General features: G+C 57.9%; 13 protein-coding genes. 6 read left to right on the forward strand and 7 right to left on the reverse strand.

The window, feature by feature from the left end; translation table 11 throughout:
- Positions 1 to 109: 109 nt before the first annotated feature.
- On the reverse strand, positions 110 to 1,423 hold the full coding sequence (locus OZX70_RS00195; RefSeq protein ID WP_277180969.1) for an ATP-binding protein: 1,314 nt from the start codon (positions 1,421 to 1,423) through the stop codon (positions 110 to 112).
- Positions 1,424 to 1,744: 321 nt separating this feature from the next.
- Positions 1,745 to 4,612 carry a phosphoenolpyruvate carboxylase gene (locus OZX70_RS00200; protein WP_277180971.1) on the reverse strand — a complete coding sequence of 956 codons (2,868 nt, stop codon included), beginning with the start codon at positions 4,610 to 4,612 and terminating at the stop codon, positions 1,745 to 1,747.
- Positions 4,613 to 5,265: 653 nt separating this feature from the next.
- Between OZX70_RS00200 and OZX70_RS00205 the strand changes: the two genes are divergently transcribed.
- Complete coding sequence (locus OZX70_RS00205) at positions 5,266 to 7,068, forward strand: threonine/serine exporter family protein (protein WP_277182207.1); 1,803 nt, start codon at positions 5,266 to 5,268, stop codon at positions 7,066 to 7,068.
- A gap of 88 nt (positions 7,069 to 7,156) precedes the next feature.
- On the opposite strand, the gene trpS is transcribed toward OZX70_RS00205, so the two are convergent.
- The gene (gene trpS / locus OZX70_RS00210) at positions 7,157 to 8,266 is read right to left on the reverse strand and encodes a tryptophan--tRNA ligase (RefSeq protein WP_277180973.1); all 1,110 of its coding nucleotides are present in this window, start codon (positions 8,264 to 8,266) and stop codon (positions 7,157 to 7,159) included.
- Positions 8,267 to 8,407: 141 nt separating this feature from the next.
- On the opposite strand from trpS, the gene OZX70_RS00215 reads away from it, so the two are divergent.
- The 4 genes from OZX70_RS00215 to OZX70_RS00230 all read left to right on the forward strand — a co-directional run bounded on the left by OZX70_RS00215 (position 8,408) and on the right by OZX70_RS00230 (position 12,339).
- A complete protein-coding gene (locus OZX70_RS00215) occupies positions 8,408 to 8,821 on the forward strand; it encodes a DUF3073 domain-containing protein (protein WP_277180976.1) in 414 nt (137 codons plus the stop codon).
- Between the two features lie 570 nt (positions 8,822 to 9,391).
- On the forward strand, positions 9,392 to 10,357 hold the full coding sequence (locus tag OZX70_RS00220) for a glutamate ABC transporter substrate-binding protein (protein ID WP_277180978.1): 966 nt from the start codon (positions 9,392 to 9,394) through the stop codon (positions 10,355 to 10,357).
- Between the two features lie 474 nt (positions 10,358 to 10,831).
- Positions 10,832 to 11,515, forward strand: a complete 684-nt coding sequence (locus OZX70_RS00225) for an amino acid ABC transporter permease (protein WP_277180980.1) — start codon at positions 10,832 to 10,834, stop codon at positions 11,513 to 11,515.
- Positions 11,506 to 12,339 (forward strand): amino acid ABC transporter permease, encoded by an 834-nt coding sequence (locus OZX70_RS00230; RefSeq protein ID WP_277180982.1) that lies wholly within the window; start codon positions 11,506 to 11,508, stop codon positions 12,337 to 12,339. The genes OZX70_RS00225 and OZX70_RS00230 overlap by 10 nt, the downstream gene beginning before the upstream one ends.
- 53 nt (positions 12,340 to 12,392) lie before the next feature.
- On the opposite strand, the gene OZX70_RS00235 is transcribed toward OZX70_RS00230, so the two are convergent.
- On the reverse strand, positions 12,393 to 12,809 hold the full coding sequence (locus OZX70_RS00235) for a sterol carrier family protein (RefSeq protein WP_277180984.1): 417 nt from the start codon (positions 12,807 to 12,809) through the stop codon (positions 12,393 to 12,395).
- A gap of 103 nt (positions 12,810 to 12,912) precedes the next feature.
- Positions 12,913 to 13,128 carry a hypothetical protein gene (locus OZX70_RS00240; protein WP_277149531.1) on the reverse strand — a complete coding sequence of 72 codons (216 nt, stop codon included), beginning with the start codon at positions 13,126 to 13,128 and terminating at the stop codon, positions 12,913 to 12,915.
- A 334-nt stretch (positions 13,129 to 13,462) separates the two neighbouring features.
- Here OZX70_RS00240 and OZX70_RS00245 point away from each other — a divergent pair, with 334 nt between their 5' ends.
- Positions 13,463 to 14,116: a rhomboid family intramembrane serine protease gene (locus tag OZX70_RS00245; RefSeq protein ID WP_277180987.1), complete on the forward strand. Its 654-nt coding sequence runs from the start codon at positions 13,463 to 13,465 to the stop codon at positions 14,114 to 14,116.
- A 258-nt stretch (positions 14,117 to 14,374) separates the two neighbouring features.
- On the opposite strand, the gene OZX70_RS00250 is transcribed toward OZX70_RS00245, so the two are convergent.
- Both OZX70_RS00250 and OZX70_RS00255 read right to left on the reverse strand, forming a co-directional pair.
- Positions 14,375 to 15,406 (reverse strand): D-alanine--D-alanine ligase, encoded by a 1,032-nt coding sequence (locus OZX70_RS00250; RefSeq protein WP_277180988.1) that lies wholly within the window; start codon positions 15,404 to 15,406, stop codon positions 14,375 to 14,377.
- Positions 15,407 to 15,420: 14 nt separating this feature from the next.
- Complete coding sequence (locus tag OZX70_RS00255; RefSeq protein WP_277180990.1) at positions 15,421 to 16,896, reverse strand: PLP-dependent aminotransferase family protein; 1,476 nt, start codon at positions 16,894 to 16,896, stop codon at positions 15,421 to 15,423.
- Positions 16,897 to 17,050 lie beyond the last annotated feature (154 nt).

The following is a 17,050-nucleotide window of genomic DNA, read 5'->3' on the forward strand; positions in this document are numbered from 1 at the left end:
AACGCTTCTTAAGTTATGGTAATTCCGGTCAAACACACACCGAAAGTACCGTCTTTCTGCCTGTGGCTTTGCTTTTTTAATGAATAAAGTTTAGTGCTTTATGTTATTCTCAAAATTTGCGTATTGTACTTACAGCATAGAGCGGCAAATCGTAGATGGCTCCATCGTGATGCTGGGGCAGGGCCGAGAAACGGATGGCCGTTGACAGACCGAACTTTTTCATCGCATATTTGAGGCTGGCGGCGCTGAGGTTCGTGCCGGCTTTTACCTCGATGGGCACGACCTTGTCGGCGAGCTGGATGATGAAGTCAAGCTCGTGGGTAGCGTTGGTGTCGGTCCAGTAATATGGCGCGAAACCGGCTGCGACGAGTTCTTGGCACACCAGTTGCTCGGCCAACGCACCTTTTGCCGTGCGGAATACTTCGTTGTCGTTGAGAATAACTTGTGGTGCAATGCCGCTCATTTCACGTAAGATTCCTACGTCGAGCACGAAAAGCTTGAAAGCCGATTGATCCTCGAACATCGCCAGTGGATATTCGACGTTTTGCACCCGTGGGATTTTTGTAACGAGCGACGAATCCTGCAGACGCTGGATCGCAAGGTCGTATTCGCGTCCGCGTGCTCCTTTCTTGATGGAGCTATACGCGAATTTCTTGTTTTCGTGCGAAAGCTGGCGAGGCAGCGAGTCCCACAATTGCGCCAGTCTCAGCGGAAAACCTTGAGGCATATCGTCAGGGTATTTTGAAAAATCGCTGCGATAGCCGTGCTCGATGGCGGCTTGGATATGAGTGATGGCAGTAAAATCAACGCCCGGGTAGGTATTGACAAAGGTTTGCACAGCCTCGGGCATGCCGCCGACGACCACATAATATTTCAGGAATTCCATGAACTTCTCGTGGAAGACGGTCATCATGTCGGTATCCGCATTATCGAGAATCTGCAGCAGTTCATCCTGACCGCAGGCTTCAAGGAACTCGCGAAACGTGAGTGGATAGAGGCGCAATATGTCGACTTTGCCGACCGGGAACGAGACATTGCGGTGGATAGTGATGCCAAGCGTCGACCCGGTGGCGATGATTGGGTATTCCGGTGCCTGTTCCGCAAAATATTTCAGTGACTCCACTGCGCGTGGCACTTCCTGCACCTCATCGAGCACAATGAGCGTATCGCTCGGATCGATTTTTGTTCCCGCGGCCAACGCGATGCCGGGAATGAGGCGTTCGGGAAGCAGGGAGCCGGTGAACAAGGTTTCCATGGCTTCGTTGTCTTGAAGTGAAACATAGGCAAGATGCTTGAAATGCGTCCGTCCGAACTCTCGGGCCAGCCAGGTTTTGCCGGTTTGGCGAGCACCATCGAGTACCAACGGCTTGCGTTGTGGGTTGCTCTGCCATTCGGCCAATTTTGCCATCAGTTGTCGCTTCATGCCGTTTCCGCCTTATTTCAACGTTTCTGTGCGACTATTGCACGCTTTCATAGTCAAATATATCTATATTCTACACACTTTTAGAAGAAATTCACTTATTTTTTGCACGTTTTCATAGGTATTTTAGGCCTTTTCATGCACGTTTTCACTGCACTTTTAGGTGGTTAAGCGCACGTTTTCACTGTTGTTTTGGGCGGTTGCTTACACATTTTCATCGATTTGCATTGAGAGGAGGTATAAGAAAACGCCGCCAACGAATACCGAATCAAGGATGATTCGCAAACGTCTGCGGCGCTTTCTTAACGAACTAGCTTACAAAACTCAGCCCGTGTTCTGCAGGCCGGCGGCTACTCCGGAAACCGTGCAGAGGATGAGGTAGGTGAAGCCGCCGCGCTGTTGGTCGCGGGCCAGCTCCTCGTTGTCCGTCTTCTTCGGCTCGACGGCACCAGCGTTCTCCGGGGCCTCGCCGTTGGCCTTTGCCTTGGCGGCCTGTGCATCCTGCTTCTTCTGCAGTTCGCGCTGGCTGCGCAGAGCGAGCACTTGGATGACGGAGAGGATATCGACGTACGGCGAACGCACGCGCACGGCCTGGCCGAGCACGTGGCGATGCTGCAGCGGCCAATCGTCGCCGACGATGGCGAGCACCCACTTGCGGGTGAGTTCCATTTCGTTCAGGACCTTGTCGCGCAAGTCGTCGCGGTCGCCCAGCGCCAGATACATCTTGGCGATGCGCTCGTCGGTCTTGGCCAGCGACATCTCGATGTTGTCGATGAACGTGGAGAACATCGGCAGCTCCTTGTAGGCGCCGCGCAGGGTTTTCAGGTCGCCGAATTCCTCGCACGCAGTTCCCAGGCCGTACCAAGCGGCCAGGTTGATGCGCGCTTGGGCCCAAGAGAAGACCCACGGAATTGTGCGAAGGTCGTCGAGCGACTTGGCGCCGAGGCCGCGCTTGGCCGGGCGGGAACCGATCGGCAGCAGGCCGATTTCGGTCAACGGGGTCACGGTGGAGAACCAAGGCGTGAAGTCAGGCGTATTGAGCAGGTCGAGGAAGCGCTTGTGCGCGGATTCGTCGAGCTTCTGCGTCATCGGCGCGTACTTCTTGGTCATCTCGGTGGTCGTCTTCTCGACGCTCGGAGCGGACTGCAAGAGCGTCGCCGCCGCCACGGACTCGACATGACGAATGGCCAGCGCCTGGTTGCCATAGCGGGCGAAAATGCTCTCGCCCTGTTCGGTGAGCTTGAAGCGGCAATTGACGGAACCCTTGGGCTGCGCAAGCACCGCACGGTTCGCGGGGCCGCCGCCACGGCCGACAGCGCCGCCACGGCCGTGGAAGAGCGTCAGGTCGATATTGTTCTTCTCGGCCCATTCCGCAATGCGCCCCTGTGCCGAATGCAGAGCGAGCGTTGCAGTGGTCGGGCCGGCATCCTTGGAGGAATCGGAGTAGCCGAGCATGACCTCGAGCTTGCCGCCGGTCGCCTTCAGGCGAGCCTGAACTTCAGGAATCTTGATCATTTCGTCAAGCACGTCAACGCAGTTCTGCAGATCCTGCAGCTGCTCGAAGAGCGGGATGACATCGATGGTCGGCACGTCCTCGGGGTTCGAGAACGCCATGCGATTGAGCTCGTAGACGTCGCGGATGTTCTGCGCGGACTTGGTGAACGAGATGATGTAGCGGCGGGCGGCCTTCTGACCGTTGCGCTTCTGGATGGCGCCGAGCGCACGGAAGGTGTCGAGCACCTCGTGAGTCATCGGCTGCAGTTCGCCGCGCTCGCCGTGCAGGCCGTGCTCGCGGATGTCCTCCAGAGCACGAGTGTGAACGAGCGAATGCTGGCGGAATTCCGTCTCCACGAGATGGAATCCGAAGGTCTGCGCCTTCCAGATGACGTCCTGCACTGGGCCATAAGCCGCGCGCTTGTCGCCGGCTGCCGCCAGCGAACGTTGCACGATCTTGAGGTCGGCGATGAAATCGTCGCAGCTCTTGTACATCAGATCGGCGTCGCGCACCACAGTGTAATGCAAACGGTCGGCCATGACCAGCATGACCGCGCGGTGCAACTCGTGCGATGAAGTGGAGGCGGCCTTGTCGGTCAGGCGCTCGCTCATTTCCTTCTGATGGCTCCAGAGGTTGACAAGTTCGTCGCTCGGAGGCGTGGTGACGGCTTCCATCGTAAGGTTCGTGCCGGCGGTGCGGGTCGCCTTTTCCAGCGCCTCAATGGCGTGGTCGCTGAATTTGCGGGCCACGGCGCGGCTGACCTTGGCGGTGACGTTCGGGTTACCGTCGCGGTCGGTGCCGATCCAGGAACCGGGATGGAAGAACGCGGGGCATTGCGGCTCAGCGATTCCGGCCTGGTCGCCGAGAATCCAATCGTCGAAGCGACGATAGACCTGCGGGATGGTATCGAACAACGTGTTGTCGAAAATGTCGATGATGGTGTCGGCTTCCTCAACCGGTGTCGGCTTCTTGGCGCCAATCGGCGAGGTGCGGAAGAGCGCGTCGATCTCGTTGTAAAGACGACGGTAGTTCTCCTTCTTGTCGGATCCTCCCATCAACTTGCCGGCGCTCAAAAGCGTGGCGATGCGGCGGATCTTGCCCTCGACGGCCTTACGGCGGGCCTCGGTGGGATGCGCGGTAAAGACGGGATGGAACTCAAGCTTGTTCAGAAGCTTCTTGGCTTTGGCCGGGCCCATTTCGTTGATGAGCTGGTGATATGCACCGGTCAGTTCGTTGACCGGATCGGTCGCGGCATCCTCGCCCACGTTCGCCTCGCGCTTGTGCAGCACGGAAACGCGGTAGTTCTCCTCGCAAAGATTCGCCAGATGGAAATACGTGGTGAGCGCGCGTGCAAGCAGCTGAGCCTGATGGACGTCCAGAGCGTCGATGACCTTTTCGGCCTTTTCGAGGTTGTCTTCCTTGGGCTGTTCCTTGCCGATGGTTTCCGCATAGTGTTCGGCGCTCGCCTTGACGGCGTAGCCGCGCACGGTGTCGAATGTGGAAAGCAGATTCTTGTCGTATTCCCCGAGCACGGTGCGCAGAATCTCAAGGCAGAGTGCCAGATCGTCTTTCAGCGATTCGGGAAGGTCACGTTCCTCGGGGCCTTTGGTCCCGACCCCGGAAGTGAATAATGCGGCATCAGGCTGCGTGATCGGTTGATTTTTTGCTGGCTTGTTGTTTTTGGTATCCTCAGCCATTCAGACCTCCTTCAAACCAAGCTTCCGGTTGTTCGATCTGTTGGCATTCCGCGGCTCCTCCGCGGTTGTGGTGCCATCTGTTGCGAACCCAAAGCCATTGCTTGGCGAGTCCTGTTCGATTGTAAGGTGACCTAATCGACATTTACGTAACAAAACCCAATAATGGCCATATTCCGGACGAGTTTTCTGGGAGGCGGAGACTTACCTCGCGCGTGCTAAAAATATAGTGTCGGAAAAATCAGATTTTTATACGAAATATTGGTATTCGCTGTATTTTCATACGATTTGAGCGTGAAGATTTTGGCTGGAAGCACGTGTACAAGCGCTGAATGATGCCGAAACGAGGGGAAGTCGCCATGGCTGCCATGGCAAGGAAAGGGACGAGTTTGACGGACGAGAATGCCGACATGGACGCGGTGGCTGAGGATATCGAGAAAACGGTCAATATGACCGATGGCGTCAATGATGCCGAGCGTAGCGACGAGGGCATCGATGACATCTTCGGGCAATTGGATGAATCCGATTCCGAGGAATACCGGCGTGTGGCCGAGGCGGTGGCTTCGATTGACGAGAATAAAGACCACGACGCTGGGGCTGGCGGCGGCGTTCGCGGCGATCACCGAGCCAAGGTACATGACCGGCTGACGCATTACATGCCGCTGGATACCGCCGACATCGAACGTGATTGGGATACGCCGGTGGTGGACGCCGGCATCGCGGCGAAGGCGAGCATCATCGCGCGGGTGGGGCTGCTCGACTTGCGCGCTGGTACGGGAAGCTTTCGTATCCGCGAGCTGATGCACCGCATCGGCTACCCGCTCGGCGTACATGTTCGGGCGAATATCAACCTCACCGATATGGATGTGTCGTGCAGCGACGGTGTCAGCAGGATTACGCAAGTTGTCGATTTGCCGACGACTGGAGTCAATACGGAGCGTATCTGGCTGCTTGAGCATTTCGCAGACTGGTTCAGTGTCAATATCGGCGCTCCGGCGACCACCTACCACGCCCAGACCGCGGTCTCGCAGGCGATGGTGCAGCAGCTTGACAATCCTGACGCCGAACATTCCATGTTGCGGGCCACGCAGAAGGCACATCATGAGGTAGAACGGCGTAAACGGGTGCATGAGAAGGCTGCCAAGCGGGCCCAAAAGCGCGGATTCCGTCCACCAAAGGGCGAGTATGCGGCGCATTTCGAGCATATCGGCAAGACCCGCGAAGACATTGCCGCCGAGCGTGAGGCTGCGGCTGTCGACAAGAATGTCGCTTCTGAATCTATTCGTAATGGTTCTGGCAGTGTCGAGGGTAATAACCAGACATCTGATAATTCCGTCAATGCCAATGATTTAGTAAACCAAAATGTCGATAGTGCCAGCGCTGCTAATTCTTCTGCTGCAACGAAATCGGCAAAATCCGAATCTCAATCCAGGGCCAAGGTTACGTCTAAGTCCTCTTCCAACGCCAGCCGCGGCATCACCGTCCGTCAGGCGCACGAGAGGCTGAGCCTTATCCAGCACCGCAAGCCGCTTTACGCGCCGTGGTTCTCGGCCATCGCCTCCGCCGTGGCATGCGCGTGCTTCGTCTTCCTGCTCGGCGGTGGCCCTTACGACATGATCGGCGCGTTCGTCGGCGCCGGCATCGGCCATTGGGTGCGACGGCGGATGTTCGTCTACCACCTCAACCAGTTCTTCGTTACGTTCGTGGCCGTTGCTGTGGCCGCGTTCGCTTGTGTGGGTACGCTGCGACTGATCGGCGTCTTCGACCCGGTGGCCCTGCGACATGACACCGCCTATATCGGTGCGATGCTCTTCGTCATCCCCGGTTTCCCGCTGATTACCGGCGGCCTTGATATCGCCAAAATGGACCTACCCAGCGGCATTCAGCGTTTGGTTTATACGCTCGCGCTCATCCTTATGGCCACGCTCGCAGGCTGGATGGTGGCGTCCATCGTCCACCTGAGCCCGCAAGGTTTCGAACCGCTCGGCCTCAACCCTTGGGTCAACGCCGCCCTGCGTGCGGTCTGCGCGTTCGGCGGGGTCTGGGGATTCTCGGTACTGTTCAATTCGCCGCAGCGCATGTGCTTCACGGCCGCCGTCATCGGCGCGATCACCGACACCCTGCGCCTGACCATCGTCGATTTCGGCATGCCGCCGGAAGCCGCCGCGTTCCTTGGCGCGATGCTCGCCGGCCTGCTTGCCTCGCTCTGGCGTTCGTCGGTGCGGCACGGCTTCCTTCCGCCCTACCTCGGCTACCCGCGTATCTGCCTGACCGTGCCGTCGATCGTCATCATGGTGCCCGGCCTGTATATGTACCGCGCGATGTTCTATCTCGGCCAGTTCGACACTTTGAACGCGTTGGACTGGGCCTTCCGCGCCTTCATGGTCATCCTCTGCCTGCCGATCGGCCTGGCGATGGCCCGCGTGATCACCGACAAGTCTTGGCGCTATGACGTGTGATAACACAAAGGTCGAGTGATAAGAGATCGGAAATGGCAAGAAATGGCCATTCCCAAAATCGAATCACTCGACCTTTGTGTTGAAAGTTCTAGTACTTCATACCCATGGCGCTGCGGACCTGATCGAGGGTCTCCGCGGCGATTTCGTTGGCGCGCTTGTTGCCGTCGTGGATGATGTCGCGGATTGAATCCATGTCCTTCGCCAGCTCTTCGCGGCGCTCACGGTGCGGGGCGAGGAATTCGTTGACGGATTTGGTGACGTACTGCTTCAGGGCGCCTGCCCCAGCGTCGCCAATCTCCTCGGCGATATCCCTCGGGTCGCGGTCGGTGACCAGCCCGGCGGTGGTCAGCAGCGCGGAAACCTGTGGGCGCTTGATCGGATCAAATGTAATACGACGTTCGGAATCGGTCGGGCTCTTCTTGATGAGCTTGGCGGTTTCCTCCGCAGTGGCGCCGAGCATGATGGAATTGCCATAGGATTTGCTCATCTTGCGGCCGTCGAGCCCCGGAATCTCCGGCGCATCGGAAAGAATGGCGGTCGGCTCGGGGAAGACGGGGTTCTTCTTGGCGTAACGTTCGTTGAAGCGGCGCGCAATGGTGCGCGTGATCTCGACGTGCGGCAGGTTGTCCTTGCCGATCGGCACGACGTTAGCCTTGCAGAAGAGGATATCGCAAGCCTGATGGACAGGATAGGTGAGCAAAAGCCCGGTCAGCGCGTGGCCGCTCGCTTCCGCCTCTGCCTTGACGGTCGGGTTGCGCAGCAGCTCGGCCTCGGTGACCAGAGAAAGGAACGGCAGCATCAGCTGGTTCTCGCTCGGGACGGCAGAATGCGCGAAAATCATGGTCTTGTTCGGGTCGATGCCCGCCGCAAGATAATCGAGCACCATGTTCAATGTATTGTCTTGAATGTGCTCGGTGGTGTCGCGGTCGGTGATCACCTGGTAATCGGCGATGAGCACGTTGGTGTGCACGCCCTTGTTCTGCATCGCGACACGCTCGCGAATCGAGCCGAAATAATGGCCGAGGTGCAGGCGTCCGGTCGGCCGGTCGCCGGTAAGCATCGTGAACTTATCTGGATTCTTCTCGAGCTTGGCCAAAACCGCGTCGGAACGCTTCTTTGCCTCGACAAAACTTGCGCTTATTTCGTTGCCTGCCGCAGTGACTTGTTCGTTTTCCACGCTGTTCTGTGTGTCCGCCATGACCTGCCCTTAATGTCTGGAATCCTTGAAAATCTTGTTTTTATGGTAAAAGTCTGAGCCGACAATGAAACGTAACAGATTGGGTGGTATTCTACTATATTGATGGATTAAATTGCGACTGAAAATAATTCGGGGGGTCAAATGGGCCGCGGACGTCAAAAGGCTAAACAGAAGAAAATGGCCCGTAAGCTGAAGTATTTGACAACCGATACCGATTATGACGAGCTGGCGAAGGAGCTGGGCGCACAGGAACCGGGCAGTGGATCGGCAGACCCATTCACTGAGGTTGAAAAGGAATATTCGCGGAATCATGGCGAGCCTGATAAAGGTGCGCATACCGATGACGCAGACGAGCATGAGAATTTGCCGGTTGCAGACGACGACCTGGACGATTACGCCAAGTGGGCCGCCGAGGCCGCAGCGAAGGCTTCCAGCAGCGACAACACAAAATCCGCGAATGCCAAGAAGGCGCCAATGCCGAAGCCTCACAAGCCGATTCGCATGCCTGTGCCTAGCGCCCTTCGTAAGCCAAAGCCCAAGGGAGACAAGGCCTGATAGCAGGATAGCAGAGCTGGAACAGCAATAGTAGGCATGGTATTTCCGTAATTTCCGCGTGACCACATTTTCGTTGGCGCGCGGATTTTTTTATTCGAGGGACTTTGGCGATTGCTAGGGACTTGTGTGACTTCGAGGAAATCTGGGGACGTCAAGGATATCGGCGATATCGGGGGTATCGGGTCAGGATATTCTCTTAACGTCTCGGTCTTGTTTGCCTCTAACCGGCCCTGTCGCGTCTCTGCAATTCGCTGATGGCTAAGCGGCCGTGACTCGTGTTGCGGGCGCGATTGCACGCGGATTTGACTGTGATTGCAACCATTCGATGAAGCGTCATAACTATTCGCGATATCCATTTGGAATGATTTTCCCTAGATTAGAGCGGCCTCGGCGTTTAGACTTGAACCACAACCGATGCGCGACACCAGCTGTCTCTCTCCAAACCCAGCGAAACCAAAATGGAGACAAACGGGTGGCAGGCATCGCGCTTCGAAGAGGTATATGTGCGGATTGGCGTGGTTGCGCCGGCTCCGCGACAATAAGCGATCAGGAAAGAATAAAGGAGTACGCATGGTGCTTTCGAAATCCAGGAAAAAGGTAACGGTTGGTTTGCTGGCCGCAGTAGCCGCGTTGGGCATCGCGCTTTCGGGCTGCGGCGGCACCAATTCCGCGCCGGCCAAGAGCCCGGCGCCAGCGCAGTCCACGGGCAAGCCGCTTGATACCAAGGCCTACGACAAGCTCGTGGATTCCGGCGAGGTGGCGAGTGGTTCCACCGTCAACGCCAACAAGTGGGCCAAGGCCGTCAAGGAGCAGGGCGTGCTGAAGGTCGGCGGTGTGAAGTCCTCGGCGCTGTTCTCGCTGCAAAGCCCTGACGACAATAAGGTGCGTGGCTTCGACGCGGGCCTTTCCCAGCTGCTCGCCCGCTACATCCTGGGCGACGCGAAGACCTCGGTGAGCGTGGTGGACTCATCTACTCGCGAGGCCGTCTTGCAGAACGGCACCGTCAACACGGTTTTCGCCACCTACTCCATTAATCCGGCGCGTCAGCAGAAGATCGATTTCGCCGGCCCCTACCTCAGTAGCCAGCAGGCGATTCTCGTCAAGTCCACCAACAAGACCATCAATTCCGTTGGTGACCTGGCGGGCAAGAAGGTCGGCGTGCAGGCTGGCTCCACCGGCCCGGCCATCGTCAAGAAGTTCGCGCCGAAGGCCAGTGCACAGGAATTCCAGACCGACGCCGAGCTCGTGCAGGCCCTGAAGCAGGGCCGCATCGACGCCTACGTGGTCGACGAGTCGCTCGTGCTCGGCGACATCGCCAAGGATCCGCAGGCTTTGAAGCTCGCCGGCAAGCCTTTCGGCGACAAGGACGAGTACGGTATCGGCCTGCCTAAGGGCTCCGACGGCACCGAGTTCGTTAACGCCTGGCTCAAGAAGATCGAGGCCGATGGCACGTGGGCTAAGCTCTGGAAACTCACCGTGGGCGAGCGCACTGGCGTCACCAAGGTGCCGACGCCTCCGGCCATCACCAAGGAGTGAGCAAGACTTGGTCGCGTATACGGCCGCGGTGCTGGGTATCGCGGGCACCCCACGGATACGGCCAAGCTTTGAACACGGTGAAATGATAATATAATCAAACCATGATGTACGCCGATGGCGTCGCTGTCTCGCAAGGCGGCGGCGCCATCTCGCGCGTTCGAGATGTCGGTGAGATGTCGGTGGAATACAGGTGGGAAAGAGATATCGCTGTGTCCCATCGTTTCAATGTCTCTGGCCGTGTTTCACCTCAATATCTGTGATTTACGAAACATCTTCTTCGGCGTGAAACACACGGGGCGTAATGTAATAAAAGACTATGCGGCAAGCGCATGAAAGTGATTGCGAGCCGACGGAAACGGTGAAGCGATGCGGCGAACACCGCAGGCATCGCGAATGATCACAAACAATCGTGAACGTTGCGAAGCTCGCAAACGTTGCAGACATCGCGAACACGGATGGTGAAGAAGGGCAGATATGGCCACACATCAATCGTTATGGGGGTCGCTGGTTTACCTCCTCGCCCACTACGGCTGGCAGTACGTCTCCAGCTATGGGGTCGCGCTGCGCATTGGCGTGCTCTCGTTCGTGGGAGGCGTGGCGCTCGCGTTCGTGCTCACCACGCTGCGCGTCAGCCCCATCCCCCCGTTGCGCGCCGCTATTTCTTTCTACGTCGAGGTTTTCCGCAACATTCCGGTGCTCGCGCTGCTCATCTTCATCGTCTTCGCGCTTCCTGAGGTCGGCCTGGTGATCGACTACGAGCCCAGCGTCATCGTCACGCTCATCCTCGTGGCCTCTGCGTTCGGCTGCGACGCCCTGCGCAGCGGCATCAACGCCATCGATCCGGGCCAGGTGGAGGCCGCCCGGTCGCTCGGCCTCACGTTCTTTGACATCGTCTCCTCCATCATCATGCCGCAGGCGCTGCGCACCGTGGTGCAGCCCATGGTCACCCTCTTCATCTCGGTGATTGTCAGCTCCTCGACCGGCGCGATGGTGCCGCTGGCCCATACCGAGCTCACGGGCCTGGTCAACCAGATCAACACCAAAGACGCGCTCGGCATCCCCACCTTCTTCGTCGCCGCGATGTTCTATGTGTGCACGGGCCTGGTGATCGCTGCAATTGGCCGGTTCCTCGAGAAGAAGGTGGCACTATGTCGGTGAAATCGAGATCGTTGAGCCCCACCGAGGCCGCGCTGTTTGAGGCGGGAGGGCCGCGCACCAAGCGCCGCATCGCCGTGGGTACCGCCGTGGCCGTCGCCGCGTTGGTGGCGTTGCTCGCCTGGGTGGTTTATCGGTTGTATATCAACGGGCAATTTGCGCCCATGTATTGGAGCCTTTTCGGCGATCCGAAGGTCTGGGGATTCCTTGGAATGGGCCTAGTCGGCACGTTACGCGCAGCGTTTGGCGCAGGCGCGATCGGGCTGGTGTGCGGCCTGGTGCTGATGTTCGGGCGCTTGTCCGGATTCGCGCCGATTCGCTGGCTTTCCACCGCCGTCATCGAGTTCGTGCGCGGCACCCCGACGCTGCTCTTTATCTACTTCTTCTTCCTCGTGCCGGCACAGTTCGGCATTCATATGAGCACCTATTGGATGGTGGTCATTCCCGTGGCCAGCTACGCTTCGGCCGTGCTCGCCGAGGTCTTCCGCTCGGGCGTCGAAGCGGTACCGATCGGGCAGAAGGAAGCTGCGTTTTCGTTGGGCCTCACCCGCTGGCAGATGTATCAGTCCATCGTTCTGCCGCAGATGTTCCGCATCGTGGTGCCCACCATGGTTGCCCAGCTCGTCGTTGTGGTCAAGGACACGACCTTCGGCTACGTGGTCACCTACCCCGAGATGATGCAGAACACGAAGGTGCTTATCGCCAACTACAACAGCCTGTTGCCGGTCTATTTGGTGACGTCCATCATCTACGTGCTTATCAATTACGCGATTTCGTGGTTCGCGCGTTGGCTTTCCGACCGGATTGGCCTCGATTTCCAGATTTGATGTTTGACGTCGTGGACACTTTGGGCGGGGACCTAAAAGTGTCCACGTCATTGTCAATCTAGCGGTAACAGTGCCGCTAAATCGTCGCGCTCGCCCACCGCAGTGATGCGGCCGGCGTCCTTCTCCTCGGCCCATGAGGTCAGGCCGCATGCCAGGCGCAGCCATACGTCCGGGTCGAGTTCGATGACGTCGGGCGGAGTGAGATTATGCGGGTCCGAAGCGGGGCCATCGAGGATTTTCACCGCTCCCCACGGTGCCACGCGTACTTCGACGCCGGGGCCGGGAGCCTTGTTCTCCAAGAGATACAGCGAATATCGCACCGCCATCGCCCACGTGTTGCGCGGCAGACCGTTGGGCGAAAACGCAAGCCTTGCCTCAAGCGGTTCGCCACGATGCGTGTCCGCCTCCTTGCGCCATTGGTCCAACGCTGCCATGCCCTTTGAAATATCCTGTTCCCGTATTGCTGCCATAGCGTCATAGTCCCTCGCCTTATGGACGGTTAAAAGCAAAGCAAAACCGCCGCACTGCTAACAAGAGCGATGCGGCGGTTTTGAATAATGAAATAAATACAGGTCAGGCGGTAGCGGCTTCCGGGCCCTCTTCAGGCTTCGGATCTGCTTCCTTATCAAGACCCAAATCGACTGGCGAAGAGCTGTTTTCCCACGGCTCTTCCCACGGATCATAGTCGGGGTTCTGCTGCTTGTACATATACAGGCCGACGACTGCAGCAAGCAGACCGCCGAAGAGCAGCGCAAAGAACTTCCAACCGTTAGAAGACTTGTTCTCCATGACGGCTCCTTTCTTAAGTGCCGGCTTGCGCGTCCAAGCCAACGTTGCTTCTATCCTAGCCGATGTTTTGTGACAATTGGGTGCAAAGCCCATGAAAATCGAAAACTTCAAGGTTTCTTGAAGGTGGAACCAAGATTCTTGGATGCGGCAATCAGGACTTTCTTAATGTAATACATGAGACCTTGTACGCTTGAATCGATAAAATGCAACAATGAGCAATGGGAATGGCGACATCCAGCGGTGGTTTCGGAAATTACGGTATCAATGGAGTTCTGGCGGCCCAATAATCACATGGGCGATCGTCGTTGCCTGTGTGGCGGTATGGCTTGTGGAAGTGCTATTCAAATATGGTTCGCCGCAGCAGTTTAACAGTCTGATTTTCAACGGATCGTTCACCTCCGGTTTTGCGCTTTTGAAGCCTTGGTCGTGGTTCACCTCCATGTTCATGCATGACCCAAATGTATTGCATGTGCTGGGCAACATGCTCACGCTGATTATCATCGGGCCGTATCTGGAAGGTCTGCTCGGGCACTGGTGCTTCTTTGCCGTCTACCTGATCTGCGGGCTCGGTGCCTCCGATGGTCAGATCGTCTATAGCCATTTCACCAACGATTGGGCTATGTCCTCGTATGGCGCTTCTGGCGCGTTGTTCGGACTTTTCGCCGTGGTGCTTCTCGTTTTCCGGCGCACGCACGCGGATATCCGCGGAATGGTGGTTTGGATTGTCATCGATTTGGCAATGCCGCTGTTCGTGCCCCATGTGGCATGGCAGGCACATGTCGGTGGCTTCGTGGTTGGTTTGGTGCTGGGATGGTTGTTGTTGGACGGGATTCCTGCCCTGCGCCGTCGCCCGCTATGGGTGCGAACGCTGATTTACGGTGCGATTCTCGTGGTGCTGCTGGTGGTGCTGGCGGTGGCGCTGACTCCGGAATGGCTGATTCGCATCGAGCAGCAAGCGCAGCATGTCGTTCCGACGTATGTACCGTAAGGGCAAGTGACCTATTGGCTGGACGGTTCCGGGCATGATTACGGTAATCTGCGCTCTCGGCCTACAGCATGCACTTTTTCCACGGTAGCGTCGAAAAAGTGCACTTTAGCGTGTGTAAGTTGCATTTTTCTGACGGTAGCGTCGAAAAAGTGCACTTAAGCACGGATAAGGTGCACTTTTTTGACGTAATACGTAAAATGTGCAACCCGGAAACGGACGGATTGCACATAATAACGTGAGAATCAGGGTGCCTATTTCCTACTGATCCGCGCGATGCTGGCGCAGAACAGATTCCACCAGGAGCGAGTAGAGGTCCGAGAGGCTGTAACCGGCGGCGATGGCGGCTTGGGGTAGCTGCGAAGTTGCGGTCATGCCAGGGGCCACGTTCGACTCGAGGAACTCCGGAACGCCGGCGGAATCGACGATGAAGTCGGTGCGGGAGATGTCGCGCAGGCTCAAGGTGTTATGCGCGGTGAGCGCCGCTTCCTGCGCCGCCTCGAGAACGGATTCGGGCAGACGCGCGGGAACATAGAAATCGGTAGGGCCGGGGGTCACGCGGGCTTCGTAATCATATTCGCCATCGGGCGTGGCCACTTCGAGCGGCGGCAGAACGAGCGGCTCGCCGTCGATTTCCAGCACGGATACCGAAATTTCGGTACCGGTGACGGCCCGCTCCACCAGCGCAACGTCGCCGTATGCGAAGCTATTCACCATTGCCTGTGGCAACTCTTCAGCCTTGTCAACGCGAGTGCAACCCATCGCCGAGCCGCCCTGCGTCGGCTTGACGAAAAGCGGCAACTTAAGCGAGGAAACCAGTAGATCGACTACTTTCTTCGCGCCCAGCTCGCGGAACGTCGATTCAGGCAACGCCACCGAAACCGGCGTGGAAAGACCACCAAGCTTGCGCACCACGTTCTTGGCGATGGGCTTGCTCCAGGCCGTGCGCGAGGCCTTCGCGCGCGAGCCGATATACGGCAGACCTTCCATTTCGAGGATGTCGCGGATCGATCCATCCTCACCGTTGGCGCCGTGCAGCAGCGGCCAGACGATGTCGGGACGGGTTTCGGGGTTGCTCAAGTACGGCAGCAGTTCGCTGTCCATATCGTGTATAGCAACGTCCCACCCGGCATCTTCAAGGTAGCCGCTGACACGATGACCGCTGGAAATCGAGACGTCGCGCTCGTGGCTCATGCCGCCGCAGATGACGAGTACTTTCGTCGCTGCGCGGTCGATGGGAGCGTGGTCTTTGATTGTGGCCGCGTGCTTCGTTGCTTTGATGTGCTTTGCCATAATGGAATGCTCCTTCAGTCTTTCTTGTCCGTCTTATCGGTGGCGGCCGCGTTGCCGGCGGCGTTGGCTGCGTGACTCGTGTCTGCATCGGCCTTGGCGGTACCGAAAAGTTCGGCGGTCTTGAGCTCGTTATTCATCACGCCCGCAAGCCGCTTGATGCCCAGCGTGATCTTGTCCGGCGTCGGATAGCAGAACGAAAGGCGCATGTGGTGCGTGCCGCTGCCGTCGAGGTAGAAGCCGGTGCCGGCCACGTAGGCGACCTTCGCGGTGATGGCGCGAGGCAGCATTTCCTTGGAATTGAGGCCCTCGGGAATCTTCAGCCAGATGTAGAAGCCGCCCTTGGGCTTGTTCCACGAGCAATACGGCAGGTACTCCTTCAGCGCTGCGTCCATGGTGTCGCAACGTTCTTTGTACATGCCGCGGTACTGGCTGATCTGATGCTTCCAGTCGAAGTTATCGAGGTAGGTGGTGATGGTCATCTGGCTCATGTTTGGCGGGCAGAGGATCGACGCCTCGTTGGCCAGGATGAGCTTCTTGCGGATTCCCGGAGGCGCCACGATCCACGCGATGCGCATGCCCGGCGCGATGATTTTGGAGAAGCTGGAAAGGTAGACCACGTTTTCAGCGTCCATCGAACGCAGCGCGGGGTAGGTCTGGCCGTTGAAGCCGAGCAGACCGTATGGGTTGTCTTCCACGATCAGAACATGGTATTTGCGCGCGATTTCGATGATGCGCGGGCGGCGTTCGACGCTCATGGTCACGCCTGCGGGGTTGTGGAAATTGGGGACGGTATAAAGGAACTTGACCTTTTTGCCGGCCGCAAGTTGGGCCTTGATGGTCTCCTCGAACGATTCGGGGATAAGCCCGTCCTTGTCGGTCTGCGCGTTGACCACGTCGACCTGGAAGGACGAGAAGACGCCGAGCGCGCCGACGTAATTCGGCGCCTCGGTGATCACCACGTCGCCCGGGTCGCACATGATGCGCGTGACCAGGTCGATGGCGTTCTGCGAACCGTTGGAAATCACCACGTCGTCGGGCTGCACGTCTTTGATGCCTTCGAGCGCCATGATCTGCAGCACGTCTTCGCGCAGATGCGGGTCGCCTTGCGCCGAACCATACTGCCAAGCCACGTCACCCTTGTCGACGAGCATCTTGGCGATGAGCTGGGAAAGTTCCTTGAACGGCAGGTATTCGAGGTAGGGCATGCCGCCTGCCAGCGAGACCACATCCGGACGCGAAGCGGTGGCGAAAAGCGCGCGGATCTCGGAGGCACGCATGTTGTCGGCGCGGGCCGCGTAGGAACCGTACCACGGGTCGCTGTTGAAGACCTTGGGCTTGGAGCTTTCGGAGGTTTTTGCACCGTTTGCGTTTTGGCCCGTTGCCTGTACTGGTGCCTTGATGTCGTCAGCTTTAGCGATGCCTGCCGTTGCCTTGGAAGCGTTGACTTTGCCTTCCTTCGGTTTCCCGGAATTGTTTTTGGTCTCAGACATCAACCCATCCCTTCCTTCGGTTGCGGCCCTGCCTGAAACGAGTGCCGCTTTCCAAACATATTTCGCGTGTTTAAAGAATATAAGAGAAGACTCTAGTCCCTATCCGTCGCCGCGCAATTGCCAACGAAAAAACAGCACCGCTTCAACACGCTTC

Source organism: Bifidobacterium sp. ESL0732 (assembly GCF_029395535.1).
In the GTDB taxonomy this organism is placed as follows: domain Bacteria; phylum Actinomycetota; class Actinomycetes; order Actinomycetales; family Bifidobacteriaceae; genus Bifidobacterium.